General features: G+C 59.8%; 12 protein-coding genes. 1 reads left to right on the top strand and 11 read right to left on the bottom strand.

From position 1 onward, the window contains the following. Nucleotides 1-27: 27 nt before the first annotated feature. The gene (phoU, locus tag ACE3NW_RS08590) at nucleotides 28-834 is read left to right on the top strand and encodes a phosphate signaling complex protein PhoU (protein WP_374282417.1); all 807 of its coding nucleotides are present in this window, start codon (nucleotides 28-30) and stop codon (nucleotides 832-834) included. A gap of 90 nt (nucleotides 835-924) precedes the next feature. On the opposite strand, the gene dapA is transcribed toward phoU, so the two are convergent. The 11 genes from dapA to ACE3NW_RS08535 form a co-directional block, all read right to left on the bottom strand. After that, nucleotides 925-1,803, bottom strand: a complete 879-nt coding sequence (gene dapA / locus ACE3NW_RS08585) for a 4-hydroxy-tetrahydrodipicolinate synthase (RefSeq protein ID WP_374282415.1) — start codon at nucleotides 1,801-1,803, stop codon at nucleotides 925-927. Between the two features lie 112 nt (nucleotides 1,804-1,915). Beyond that, entirely contained in the window at nucleotides 1,916-2,191 is a 276-nt protein-coding gene (locus ACE3NW_RS08580) for an HU family DNA-binding protein (RefSeq protein WP_291332992.1), read from the bottom strand. 113 nt (nucleotides 2,192-2,304) lie between these two features. Beyond that, nucleotides 2,305-3,117: a MinD/ParA family protein gene (locus ACE3NW_RS08575; protein WP_374282412.1), complete on the bottom strand. Its 813-nt coding sequence runs from the start codon at nucleotides 3,115-3,117 to the stop codon at nucleotides 2,305-2,307. Then, complete coding sequence (locus ACE3NW_RS08570; protein WP_374282410.1) at nucleotides 3,117-3,929, bottom strand: GGDEF domain-containing protein; 813 nt, start codon at nucleotides 3,927-3,929, stop codon at nucleotides 3,117-3,119. The genes ACE3NW_RS08575 and ACE3NW_RS08570 overlap by 1 nt, the downstream gene beginning before the upstream one ends. Beyond that, nucleotides 3,913-5,026, bottom strand: a protein-coding gene (gene prfB, locus ACE3NW_RS08565) for a peptide chain release factor 2 (protein ID WP_374282408.1) whose coding sequence is annotated in 2 segments (ribosomal slippage) — nucleotides 3,913-4,950 and nucleotides 4,952-5,026 — 1,113 coding nt in all. Because the reading frame shifts where the segments join, the coding sequence is not laid out codon by codon here. The genes ACE3NW_RS08570 and prfB overlap by 17 nt, the downstream gene beginning before the upstream one ends. 100 nt (nucleotides 5,027-5,126) lie before the next feature. After that, a complete protein-coding gene (gene lnt, locus ACE3NW_RS08560; RefSeq protein ID WP_374282406.1) occupies nucleotides 5,127-6,731 on the bottom strand; it encodes an apolipoprotein N-acyltransferase in 1,605 nt (534 codons plus the stop codon). Next, nucleotides 6,728-7,591, bottom strand: a complete 864-nt coding sequence (locus tag ACE3NW_RS08555) for a hemolysin family protein (RefSeq protein ID WP_374282404.1) — start codon at nucleotides 7,589-7,591, stop codon at nucleotides 6,728-6,730. Before ACE3NW_RS08555 ends, lnt begins: the two co-directional genes overlap by 4 nt. 79 nt (nucleotides 7,592-7,670) lie before the next feature. After that, nucleotides 7,671-8,603: a hypothetical protein gene (locus ACE3NW_RS08550; RefSeq protein ID WP_374282402.1), complete on the bottom strand. Its 933-nt coding sequence runs from the start codon at nucleotides 8,601-8,603 to the stop codon at nucleotides 7,671-7,673. Nucleotides 8,604-8,640: 37 nt separating this feature from the next. Then, on the bottom strand, nucleotides 8,641-10,587 hold the full coding sequence (gene mnmG, locus ACE3NW_RS08545; protein ID WP_374282400.1) for a tRNA uridine-5-carboxymethylaminomethyl(34) synthesis enzyme MnmG: 1,947 nt from the start codon (nucleotides 10,585-10,587) through the stop codon (nucleotides 8,641-8,643). After that, nucleotides 10,580-11,821, bottom strand: a complete 1,242-nt coding sequence (locus tag ACE3NW_RS08540) for a M20 family metallo-hydrolase (protein ID WP_374282398.1) — start codon at nucleotides 11,819-11,821, stop codon at nucleotides 10,580-10,582. Before ACE3NW_RS08540 ends, mnmG begins: the two co-directional genes overlap by 8 nt. 159 nt (nucleotides 11,822-11,980) lie before the next feature. Beyond that, nucleotides 11,981-12,247 (bottom strand): PxxKW family cysteine-rich protein, encoded by a 267-nt coding sequence (locus ACE3NW_RS08535; RefSeq protein WP_374282395.1) that lies wholly within the window; start codon nucleotides 12,245-12,247, stop codon nucleotides 11,981-11,983. Nucleotides 12,248-12,288: the final 41 nt, after the last annotated feature.

Raw genomic sequence — 12,288 nt, 5'->3', positions numbered from 1 at the left:
AAGCGTAGTTGTTCCGGGAGAACGATCATGCAGCAACAGGCCAATTATCTGCAACAATTGCTCGTGTCTTTGCGTACCAGGCTGCTGGTCATGTGCGCCAGCGTGGGCATTGCCCTTGAAGACGCCGGCAAGGCCATGGCCGCAGGCGACCCTGGCAGGGCAGCATCTGTCATCGAGAATGACGCCGCAGTGGACGCCCTTGAAAATGAAATAGACGAGATGGCCCTGCAACTGCTGGCCCGCACACAGCCCGTGGCCAGAGATCTGCGTTTTGTGGTCAGCGCCCTGCGCATGGTTGTTGACCTTGAGCGCATCGGCGACGAGGCCGTGAGCATGGCCGAGCAGGCCATATTGATGCAGGACAAACCCGGCTTTGGCGTTATTACGCATGTGCGCGAGATGTTTTATAAAGCCAGCGATGCTTTTGACAGGGCCGTGCGCGTTTTTCGGGAGAACAACGCAGAAGAAGCCCTGCACATGCTGCGCGGTGATGAAGAAGCCGTGCAAAGCGAAGTGCGCATCATTCAGGAAATTATGGAAGGCCTTTCCGACCCGGAATCCAGCCTTGAGCCCTATCAGGCCATGCACGTCATACTGGTGGCCCGCTCGCTCACGCGCGTGTGGCGGCGCTCCATCAACATTGCCGAGCAGGTCTACTTTATCAATCAGGGTGAAAGCCTCAAGCACAAGGGCGACGACCGCAGCGATGAAGCCCGTGCCGCAGCAAAAAACGCTGCCGTGGCAAATGCAGCCGTAGCGCAGCACGAGGCTATACTGCACGAAGCCGCAGACGATGACGAGGCTACAGAAGCAGGCCAGGATGAAAGAGGCTAGGCCGTAGCCGCCCTGTAGCATCTGCCGCAAATGCAAAAGCCCCCGAACCTGTGCGGTTCGGGGGCTCTGTTTTTGTGCAGCAGGCTGGCGCTAGATAAGGTTTTGCTGGCGCAGCACTTCAATAAGCTTCTGCTTGGTATCCTGGGCCATGGCCCAGAGGGGCAGACGCACTTCGGCATCCATGCGGCCCATGAGCGCAAGGGCGGTCTTGGCCGGAATGGGATTGCTCTCGAAGAAAAGGGCCTCGTGCAGGGGAAAGAGCGAATGGTGGATGCGCGCCGCTTCCTTGAGGTCGCCCTTGTTGAAAGCATTGCACATGGCCGCCACGCGACCGGGCACAAGGTTGGAGGTAACGGAAATCACACCCGTGCCGCCAAGCGCCATAAGGGAGAGGGCGGTGAGGTCGTCGCCGGAAAGCACGCTGAAGTTTTCGGGGCAGCTTTCAAGCACGCGGCTGCCCTGAATCATGTCGCCGGTGGCTTCCTTGACACCCACGATGTTTGAAAAATCGTGGGCCAGGCGGGCCAGGGTGGCGGGCAGCAGGGTGCAGCCCGTGCGGCCAGGCACGTTGTAAGGCACCAGCGGCATGTCCACAGCCTGGGCAATGGCCTTGAAATGCTGGTACATTCCCTCTTGCGTGGGCTTGTTGTAGTAGGGGGTGATCAGCAGTGCGCCGTCGGCACCCGCCTTTTTCGCAAACTTGGTCAGGCGGATGGCCTCCGCCGTATTGTTGGAACCGGCACCGGCCAGCACGGCCACGCGGCCCTTGACCTGATCAATGCAGATTTCAATCACTCTTTCGTGTTCTTCGTGGGTCAGGGTGGCAGATTCGCCGGTGGTTCCGCAGGGAACCAGACCGTGAATGCCCTCGCTGATCTGGTGTTCAATAAATGCGCGGTAAGCTTCTTCGTCCAGCTCGTTGTTTCTGAACGGGGTTACAAGCGCGGTCAATGCACCTGAAAATTGCATTACATGCTCCTGTGTGTCCACACGCTGCAAAAAGCGAACAAAAGCCCGCGCGAAGGATTGACCTTCGCAGGCAGGGCGGCCCTCTGGGCCTCAGTTCGGCAGCGTTAAGGCCTTACTGATTGATAAATTCTTTCAATTCCTTGCCCGCTCGGAAAAAGGGCAGGCGTTTCGAGGCAACTACGACGCTTTCGCCGGTTTTAGGATTGCGGCCGGCGTAGCCTTCGTACTCCTTGATTTTGAAGCTGCCGAAGCCGCGTATTTCAATACGCTCTCCAGAAAGCAGCGATTTTTTCATGGCGTCAAAAAAGGTGGTTACCACCAGCGACGCATCGTCAAGAGGAATGTTGGTTTCGTCGGCCAGTGCCTTGATAAGCTCGCTCTTGTTCATCATGCCTCCGTGACCGCGTTACATGTTTGCCCAATGGGGGACAAGCTGGGGCATTTATTAGTAATTTAACCTTATACCTTTTTTCGGACAAGGTAAACTGTTTGGCGCAAAAACTACTCCTGAACCTGCATGGGCTGCAATATGTTGCGGGGCCCAAGCCAGTCAAGCATTCCCAGGCGAATGCGCTGCAAGCGCCCGGCCAGAGTCTGCAAATCGTGGGCAGCTGGGCTGCCGGGGGCGTGCATCATCAGCGGTTTTTGCAGGCATACGGCTTCGGGCAATTTTTTGTCCGAGCGCACATGACCAAGCAGCACCGGCTCGATATGCAAAAAATGTTTGCACGCTCCGGCCAGTTTGTCGAACGAAGATTTTGCCTCGGCCTGCGAGGTGGCCTGGTTGACCAGCACCATGAAATCGCGCAGGCCATAGCGGTTGTTGAGCACCTTGATGAGGGCGTAGCTGTCGGTGAGCGATGTCGGCTCGGGGGTTATGACAACAAGGCGCACCGATGCCATGGCGGCAAAGGTCTGCACCGTGCCCGAAATGCCCGCGCCGATATCCATGAAAACAAAGTCGTACTTGTGCAGCACGGGTTCAAGACGTGCAAGCAGCAGATCGCGCGCGTCAGGTTGCAGCTCGGTAAGTTCGGGAACCCCAGATGCGGCGGGCAGCATGGCAAAGCTCTCGCCATCAATCTGGCAGAGCACATCAGCGATGTCGGCCTCGCCCAGAAGGGCGGTCTGCAAATTGCCTTCGGGCGTAATGCCAAGCAGCACATCAAGGTTGGCAAGGCCAAGATCGCAGTCCATCAGCAGGGTTTTAAAACCCATCTGGTGCAGTGCGCAGGCTATATTGAGCGACATGTTTGTTTTGCCCACGCCGCCTTTGCCGCTCAGCAGGGCAATGCTCAATGTCGTATTGGCCATCAGTTTCCCCCAAAGAAGAGAAAGCGTTTTTCGCTGGATTGTACAAGCGTGTTTCTGGATTCAAGGGCAGCGCCGCCCGCAACGCAAATATGCCCGTGCTTTTGTGCAAGGGCCTCATGCATGGCCTGCGTGGCCTTGCCCAGCAGGGCCTCTGGGGTCGGTCGGCCCCCCTGGTCTGCACAGGCAATACCCAGGGCGCACAAGGCCTTGACGGCATTTTTGCCCTTGCCTGAGCCTGCGGTCACTTCTGCCGCGTGGACAGCAAATATCTTTTGTATCTGTTCGCCCATCAGCCGGGCACGCAGCACGCCCACCCCCGGCAGCAGCAGGGCAAAGCGCCCTGCCCCGGTACAGCCCAGGGTGTCGCATTCTTCGCGGCATTGGCGCAGGCAGTCCACAAGCCGGGCCTCAAGGGCCAGAACCGTGGGCAGGCCCAGCCGTGCCTCAAGATGTTCCCGGTCGCACAGGCCTGCCTCGACCAGCGCAAGGTCACCGCCTGTGCGGGAAAGGCGCAGCAGTTCGCGCTGTATCTGCACGGTAAACATTTCTGCCATGAGCAGATGGGCAAGATGGTCGGGCGCATTGCCAGTGCCGCCGCCCATGTCGGGCAGCAGGCCCGGCCCGGCGGGCAGGGCACACCAGCGGCCTGTGGGGTAGCGGCGCAAAAATTCCTGCCACCTGGTTACGCTGAAACCCGGCAGCAGACGAGCCACCAGCACAGATTCCGTGCCGGAACGCGAGGCTGTGCCGTCTGCCTGTCGCAGGGCGCGCAGCTCGCTGGCCAGTGCGTCAAAATCAGCGTTGTTGCTCATGGCGGTGCAGCAGGTAATCGTGCTGGAACTGGTCGATTTGGCCGTTCAAAACGGCTTCCACATCTCCTGCTTCTGAGCCGGTGCGGTGGTCCTTGACCAGCCGGTAGGGCTGAAGGGTGTAAGTGCGTATCTGACTGCCAAAGGCAATGGCATCCTTGCCGGCATATTCTGCCTGGCGCTCGGCCTCGCGCTTTTGCAGCTCAATATTATAGAGCCGCGCACGCAGCACGCGCATGGCGGCATCCTTGTTGTGGTGCTGCGATTTTTCGTTCTGGCACTGGGCCGAAACACCCGTGGGAATGTGGGTTACGCGTACCGCCGAGCTGGTGGTATTGACGCTCTGCCCGCCGGGGCCGCTGGAGCGGAAAATATCCACCCGGATGTCGGCTTCCTTGATGTCCAGTTCAATGTCGTTGCCAACATCGGGGATGACATCCACCGAGGCAAACGAGGTGTGGCGGCGGCCAGAAGAATCAAAGGGCGAAATGCGGATAAGCCGGTGGATGCCCCTTTCGCTTTTAAGAAAACCAAAGGCATGCGGGCCCGAAATGCGCAGGGTTACGCTTTTGACCCCGGCTTCGTCGCCGGGCAGATAGTCCAGCTCTTCAACGCTGTACTTGTGGCGCGCGGCCCAGCGGGTGTAAAGGCGCAGCAGCATTTCGGCCCAGTCTTGCGATTCGGTACCGCCAGCGCCGGGGTGGATTTCAAGAATGGCATCCTGATTGTCTTCTTCGGCAGAGAGCAGCATCACAAGTTCTGTTTCGTCCAGCATTGCGGCGAGGTCGCGGGTTTGCTGTTCGAGAGATTCCAGGGCTTCGGGATCTTCGCTTTCAGAGGCCAGGGCCAGCCACTCGTTCATGTCGTCGTGGCAGGTCTTGAGGCGGGAAAGGCGCTCGATTTCTTCTTCAAGACGGCGTTTTTCCTGCAAAACGGGGGTCAGGGCCTCTGGATTGTCCCACGCGCCGGGGCGCGAAATTTCGTGTTCTATATCTTGCAGGCGCTTTTGGCTGGCGGCAACGTCAAAGACGCCCCCAAAGGGTGGCAAAACGTTGGGAAAGGGGCTGGCAGGTGGCGCGCAGATCACTGAGTTGCAGCATTGTGGGTACTAGGGGTTAAAAGTGACTGTTTACAGGTGTAGCGTGGTTTGGCGGTGCGATATGTTACGGCCAGCTGCCCGGTGGGCGCGCCCTTGCCGCATCAGGGATGCGGTGCGGCAATACGCCGCGCAATGCTGCCCCCTGGGCCAAAAAGCAGCAGACCCAAAAAGGCCGCTGCCGCAAGCGGCAAAAGCCAGGGTGAAACAACGTGGAACACGCTTGGCGCAGTGGTCAGTGCGGCTTTGCCCCACACGGCCTGGGCCTTGAACTGCCCCCCCTGCATGGCAAGGCGGCCACGAGGGTCTACCACCACAGAAATGCCCGTGTTGGTTCCGCGCAGTATCCAGCGGTTCTGTTCCACCGCCCGCAGGGCAGTGAGATAGAGATGCTGGCGGGCAGCCGGAGTATTGCCGAACCAGCCGTCATTGCTGATATCTACAAGAATATTGGCCCCGTCCGCCACGCGGTTCTGGGCAAGCCAAGGGAATATTCCCTCATAGCAGATGAGCATGCCCAGGGCAAGATTGTCATGGCGCAGGGGAGCGATGGCCGTACCTGTCTGGTACACGCCCACGCCTTGCAGCAGGGCCTCCAGAAAACTCATGTTGAGCCACTCCGGCAGATATTCCCCAAAAGGAACAAGGTGTTCCTTGTCGTAATAGCCCACGGTATCGCCGTTGGGCCCCAGCAGAAAGGCCCGGTTGAACACGTCGGGCTCACGCTTGCCGGGGCGGCGCTCCATGCCGGGCGCACCAAAAAGCACAGGGCTTGCGCTGTGGGCGGCAAGCTCGCGAATGCGGGGAGAATGCAGGCCATTGGCTTCAAAAAAGAAGGGCAGTGCCGTTTCTGGCCAGATTATAAGGGGTTTTGCCCCTGGGTGTTCTGCCAGCCCCTGATAGGTGAGGCCCAGATACAGGTCTACGGTTTGCCGCTGAAAGGCCGGAACCCACTTCTGGTTCTGGTCCACATTGCCTTCGACAAACAGCACGTCGAGGCTCTGGGGGCCAGTGGGGTTGCTGTTGAGCGGGTTGGCGTACAGCCGCCAGCCGCCGTAGCCCAAAAGCACAGCTGCCAGCAGCAGGCCGGGTATCAGGCTTGCCCTGTTGGGGCAAAACCGCCGTGCGGAATCGGCAAAACCAAGGCAGCACAGCAGGGCAGCCATGGTCCACAGGCCGGCAAGGGCATAGCCACCCACCACATCCGCAGCCTGCACCAGCACTGGCCAGGGCGAAAGCGCCCCCGCCATGTCAAGCCAGGGAAAACCCAGCGCATAAGCGTAGACGGTTTGCAGCATGTACCAAAAAAGCCCCAGCAGCACGGCCTGAACCCAGGCTGGGCGGGCGCGCAGCATGTGGGCCGCCACTGCAAACAGACCGCCCACACTGCCAATGCATGTGACAATGAACAGTGCGCAGGGAATGGCCAGCAGCCAGGGCAGGCCCCCCACGTTATGTACGGGCAGTGTCAGCCAGTAGAGGGCGGCAATGCCCCCGGCAATGGTGGCAAGCCAGCCCATGCGCAGGGCCGAGGCACGGCTTGAGGCCTCGCGGCCAATCAGAGCAAGCGCCGCAGGCCATGCAAGCACCAGCGGCGGAAAACTCATGAAATCGTTGGGAAAACCCAGCCACAGCCCCACAGCGGCAGCAAGGCACAACAGCCAGCTGCGCAACGAGGGCCTCGCGGCTTCCAGGTGGGATAGCTTCATGCTTTGGCCGCTTCTTCCTCTTCTGTTCCGGGGGCGGCGTGATCGGCTGGCTCCATGCGCAGGCGGATAATGAGCTTCCTGTCTGCTTCAAGCACGGTAAAGGCCCAGCCGCGCAGGGTAAACCTTTCGCCGGGGCCGGGAACATGCCCCGCCTCCATGCTCAGGTAGCCGCCAATGGTATCAACCTCGTCCGAATCCAGGTCAACGCCAAGGTCTTCCAGGTCTTCCAGCAGGGCGCGGCCAGTGAGTTCGTAAACATTTTCGCCGAGGGGGCGAATGTCTTCCTGACGCGGCGCATCGTGCTCGTCTTCAATATCGCCCACAATTTCTTCCAGCACGTCTTCAATGGTGATGAGGCCAGAAGTGCCGCCGTATTCGTCAAGGGCAATGGCAATGTGCTGCTTGCGGGCGCGAAACTCTTGCAGCAGGGTGCGTATGGACTTGGTTTCGGGCACAAAGAAGGGTTCGCGCATGACAGCAGATACCGAGGGTGCGTCGTCGCCCTGGTCGAGCAGGCTGCTCAGAACGTCCTTGGCGTGCAGAATGCCCACGATATTGTCGCGGGTGTCCTTGTAAACGGGAATGCGTGAATGCCCGGAGCGCACAATGATGCGTGCCACTTCCTGAAGCGGCATGTCGTCGGGGACACAATCTATGTCGGTGCGGGGGATCATTGTGTCCTGCACCTGTAGATCGTTGAAGCGCAGGATGCCAAGGAGCATGGATTCCTCGTAGGGTTCCACCTCACCGTCGGCTCGTGCTTCCAGAATTGCTTTTTCGAGGGATTCCTGATCGTCGTGCCCAAACAGTCTGCTCAGGCGCGACCAGATGGTACTGTGACCTTCCGTGCCGCCGTCCAAAATAACCTCCTAGGTTGGCGTGCCGAATATGCGCGGTGCGCGTGCGCCGGGGGCAAGGCCTTCCGGCAAAAAATTCCATCTATCCTGTCAGCTTGCGCTGCTGGATATCCATTTGCATAACCCACTGGGTAATGGGCGAAACACCGCTCTTGGGGGTGCTGTGAAACCAGTTGATATCACACTTGCCCTGTTCCAGCACTGCCCAGTTGCTGAATTCCGTACCCAGAACCAGGGCCGGAACGGGCTCCTTCTGCATACGGATGTTGAGCACATCGCAGGTACACCAGAAGGTTACGACACGGTCTTCCTTGTTCACCTGATAGATGATGAGACAAAGTAACTGTGAACCTTTATCGAGGTCAACTGGCTTGTCTTCGACCGATTCGGCGGGAAAGCGCAGGGCCATGCCAGTGGCAGAAATATCGGCCACCTGAACCAGCTCGTTTTCCATGCCTGCCTTGTAGTGCAGCAGGGGCCTGCCTATCTCGCAGGTGTTGCGGGGTATGGGTTTGGCGGGGTCCATCTCCCACACGCCGATAACGCGCACCAGGTCTTTGGGCGGCTTGACGCGTATGAAGTGACGTTTTTGCCCGGCGTCTATTTCTTTGGGCATGGAGAGCAGTATGTACGATTTTTCGTAGCTGCCCTTTACCTGCTGTATGGTAGACTGAAATTTGAAAAAGGCGGGGCCTTCGGGCAGCATGGCCCGAAAATAGACTTCTGCCTTTGTTCCTTCAAGCTCGCGCGATGCGTAGGAAAGAATTTCCAGTTCAAGCGTGGCGGGCAAAATCTTGGTGAGCGTGCCAGCCAGCCCCTTGTGGCTGTGCCTTTCCTCAACGTTGAGGTCAAATATTTCGTTTTGTCCCTGCGCGGTTTCAAGCATGCTGCGGATCATACCCGCGCGCTTGGCCTCGTGCCGGATGCTCTGCACCCGGCCTTTGACCACGACGAGCGTGACGCAGAGCGCCACAAGCAATAAGCCGACAACAATAAGAAGCTCTGTGCCCGTCATATGTCCACCGGTGTCAACAGTTATATGTCGTTGTCTATCACGGCAGGGATGCCGCGGCGGCGCTGGCATGCTTCTCTGGACGCAACAGCCCAAGTTTGTGGAGGTGAACCTCCAGGCAGGCAACTGCCGCAGGGGTTACGCCAGATATGCGCCCGGCCTGGCCGAGGCTGCATGGCCGCACCCGGTCGAGTTTTTCCACCACTTCATGGGACAACCCCGCTACCTTCGCATAATCGAGTTGCGGGGGCAAGGATGTTGCCTCCAGTCGGGCCGAGCGGGCAATGAGCTCGCGCTGCCGTACCAGATAGCCTTCGTACTTGATCTCAATCTGCACGCTTTCGCACGCGCCCGTACCAGCCTTTGCCCTGGCGGCGGCCAGTTCTGCCCCGGCCTCGGTCAATGCCGCGTGCGGTGCTTCTGCCAGCATGGACTCAAGAATATCAAGGTCCAGGTCGGGGCGCTTCAGGGCTTCTGCCAGGGTTTTGCCCGCAGGCAGGCAGGATTCTGACGCATTCTCGGGCAACTTGTGCCCAGGGATGCGTTTTTTGCCTAGGTAATCCCTGAATTGCTCGGCAGATTCCGTTTTTATGCAAAACATGCGCCATTGTTCGTCATCCACAAGCCCCAGTTCGCGGCCAAGCGGTGTCAGGCGCGTATCGGCATTGTCCTCGCGCAGCAGCAGCCTGTGCTCGGCGCGCGAGGTAAACATGCGGTAGGGCTCCTGGGTTCCCAGTGTCACAAGATCATCAACAAGAACAGCCATGTAAGCCTGATCGCGCCCCGGCGTAAAGGGGGCCAGCCCGCGCATGCAGCACGACATGTTGAGCGCGGCCCACAAGCCCTGGGCGGCGGCTTCTTCGTAGCCGGATGTTCCGTTGATCTGCCCCGCCAGCCACAGGCCGGGCACGGCCTTGGTTTCAAGTGTGGGGCGCAGCTGGATGGGGTTGGCGTAGTCGTATTCGATGGCGTAGCCGGGGCGCAGCACCACGGCGTTTTCCAGCCCTAGCAGGGCGTGTACCATGTCCAGCTGCACATCAAGGGGCAGGCTGGTGGGAATGCCGTTGGCATACACCTCTGCGCTGTTGAGGCCTTCTGGTTCCAGAAAAATCTGGTGGCGCTCGCGGTGAGGAAAGCGTGCAACCTTGTCTTCAATGGAGGGGCAGTAGCGTGCGCCCGTGCCCTTGATGACGCCGGTAAACATGGGTGAGCGGTCAAAACCGCTGCGAATGATCTCGTGGGCGCGGTCGTTTGTCCAGGTTACATGGCACGAAACCTGTTCAAGCTGCGGGCCGGGGCCGCGAAAGCTGAAGCCGGGGGGCGGTGTGTCGCCTGGCTGTTCCTCAAGTTTTGAGTAGTCGATGGACGATTTGAGAATGCGCGGAGTTGTGCCTGTCTTGAGGCGCCCAAGGGTCAGGCCCAGGCTGCGCAGGCTGTCAGACAGGCCCAGGGCCGGGGCATCACCCAGGCGGCCGCCGGGCAGATTGGTAAGGCCCATGTGGATGCGGCCATCCAGAAACGTGCCGGTGGTCAGCAGTACGTGCCGCGCCGCAAAGGCAAGCCCCTGCGCAGTACGCACGCCGGTAACATGACCATCATCAGTGGTAACCTCAATGACGGAATCCTGCCAGATGCGCAGGCCGGGCGTGTTGTACAGGGTTTTTTTGAGCACACGCTGGTAGGCCTCGCGGTCGATCTGGGCGCGTGTGGCGCGCACGGCGGGGCCCTTGCTCATGTTGAGCACGCGAAACTGTATGCCCGCCGCATCGGCCCACAGGCCCATCATGCCGCCAAGGGCGTCGATTTCGCGCACCATGTGGCCCTTGGCAAGGCCGCCGATGGCTGGGTTGCACGAAAGGTAACCAAGGCGGTCAAGGTTGCCGCTCACAAGCAGCACCTTGTGCCCCATGCGGGCAAGGGCCACGGCGGCTTCACTGCCCGCGTGGCCGCCCCCGGCGACAATGCAGTCAAATGTGGAATCAGACATGGGATGTATTCATAAGAATATGGGCGAACACCTGCGCATCCTTGATGGTGGCGGTGATGGATGAGCGCTCGTCCGGTTGATGGCAGGTATTTTCAAGGCAGGCCCACACGGCGGCGGGCAGCCCCTTTTGCCGCAAAAATGCGGCCACGGTGGCTCCGCCAATGCCCACAGCCTGAGCCTCCATGCCATAGATACGGGCGATGGCGGCCTTGAGAGCCGTAACCACCGTGCCTGTTTGCGGAATGGCCGTTGCTTCCTGCCGCTGCACAACGCTCACGGTGATCTGCACAAAGTGGCGCGCGGCTACCTCTGCGGCCACCTCGCGCATCTTGGCCAGCACGTTGTCCATTTCAACGTGCGGCAGCAGGCGGCAGTCCACATAAAAAACGTCGTTGCCGGGCACGGTGTTGATATTGGGCACGTTGGCCTCGTGTTTGCCCGGCACAAAGGTGGAATGCGGCGGGTCAAACAGGGGGTTGGCATCGCCAAAGGCCGCGCGCAGGGCGTTGTGGCACGACAGGGCCATGTCTGCCGCAGCCAGAAAGGCGTTGCGACCCTTTTGCGGGGTAGAGGCGTGGCACTGAATGCCCGTGGTCTGCACCTTGAGCCAAAGCTGGCTTTTCTCTGCGATCTCGATCACATCGCCCTTGGTGGAACCGGCGTCGGGCACAATGTACAGGTCATCGGGGTTGAAAAAGTGCGGGGCAGTGTTGAGCAGATGTTCCAGCCCAAAGATGCTGCCCGTTTCTTCGTCGGCCATAAAGACAAGGCCCAGCGAAAGTTCGGGGGTGATGTTGTGGAGCAGCACTTCTTCGGCCAGCAGCAGCATGCTTACAATGGCCTGCTGGTTGTCTTCCACGCCACGGCCATACAGAAAATCGCCGTCGCGGCGCACCTGCCAGGGGTTGCTTGTCCATGCATCAAGATCGCCAGGCGGCACAACATCGGTGTGGCCAAAAAGCCACAGGGTGCGGCTGCTTTTGCCGGGAATGCGCGCCACAAGGTTGGGCCGCTGGCCGTCGCTTACGCGGGGGTCGGGCGCGTCCACGCGTGAAAGGGCGGTAACACCGCAGGCCTTGAGCCAGTTGGTGATGCAGCGCACCTTTTCCATTTCGCCCTGGCCGCCGTTGTCCGGCCCCAGTGCGTGACAGGCCGTTAGCACCGCCTGCAATTCGGCCACGCGGTCTTCGCGACCAGCCAGCCCCCGCAGCAGCGTGTCGAGTGTCTTGAACATGGTGATTCCCGTATGGCGTTACAACGCGCAAGAGGCTGCTTGCGCAGCCCCTTGAAAAAGTCTTCAGCCCCGGCACAACCGTTGTAAGGCAGCCTGCTTACGCACAATGCGCATACTGACCACCAGCGGCGTGTCGGAACCGATGTAAGCCTTGGTCGCCTAGCGGCCACCCTTGGCGGCGCGCTTGGACGCCTTCAAAGGGTTGACCTTGGCGGCAGCAGCAACAGCAGCCTTGAAATGGGTAGCAAAGTTGCAGCGTCCGGCCGTCCACTTTTTGGCGGGGACAGGGTAGCTGGAGCAGAACTGTTCGCCTTCGAACTCGCGCACGCGGTCACAGCCAGAACACTGTTCAACCACCGGGGAAAGAACAAAACCGTTGACCACCACGCCTTCAGCGGTTTTGGTGGCTTTTTCCAGAGGGGTCATAGCAAAACCTCCATGCGCAGCAGCGCCGTATTGCTAAAATA

This window comes from Desulfovibrio sp. (assembly GCF_041907885.1).
Taxonomy (GTDB): Bacteria; Desulfobacterota; Desulfovibrionia; order Desulfovibrionales; family Desulfovibrionaceae; genus Desulfovibrio.
This window is presented reverse-complemented; position numbering and strand designations above follow the sequence as displayed.

What these genes read in the sequence shown, in the direction of transcription:
- ACE3NW_RS08570 (WP_374282410.1), bottom strand. Translation starts at nt 3,929, where the DNA reads ATGAGCAACAACGCTGATTTTGACGCACTGGCCAGCGAGCTGCGCGCC.
- ACE3NW_RS08540 (WP_374282398.1), bottom strand. Translation starts at nt 11,821, where the DNA reads ATGTTCAAGACACTCGACACGCTGCTGCGGGGGCTGGCTGGTCGCGAA.
- lnt (WP_374282406.1), bottom strand. Translation starts at nt 6,731, where the DNA reads ATGAAGCTATCCCACCTGGAAGCCGCGAGGCCCTCGTTGCGCAGCTGG.
- dapA (WP_374282415.1), bottom strand. Translation starts at nt 1,803, where the DNA reads ATGCAATTTTCAGGTGCATTGACCGCGCTTGTAACCCCGTTCAGAAAC.
- ACE3NW_RS08535 (WP_374282395.1), bottom strand. Translation starts at nt 12,247, where the DNA reads ATGACCCCTCTGGAAAAAGCCACCAAAACCGCTGAAGGCGTGGTGGTC.
- ACE3NW_RS08575 (WP_374282412.1), bottom strand. Translation starts at nt 3,117, where the DNA reads ATGGCCAATACGACATTGAGCATTGCCCTGCTGAGCGGCAAAGGCGGC.
- phoU (WP_374282417.1), top strand. Translation starts at nt 28, where the DNA reads ATGCAGCAACAGGCCAATTATCTGCAACAATTGCTCGTGTCTTTGCGT.
- ACE3NW_RS08550 (WP_374282402.1), bottom strand. Translation starts at nt 8,603, where the DNA reads ATGACGGGCACAGAGCTTCTTATTGTTGTCGGCTTATTGCTTGTGGCG.
- mnmG (WP_374282400.1), bottom strand. Translation starts at nt 10,587, where the DNA reads ATGTCTGATTCCACATTTGACTGCATTGTCGCCGGGGGCGGCCACGCG.
- ACE3NW_RS08580 (WP_291332992.1), bottom strand. Translation starts at nt 2,191, where the DNA reads ATGAACAAGAGCGAGCTTATCAAGGCACTGGCCGACGAAACCAACATT.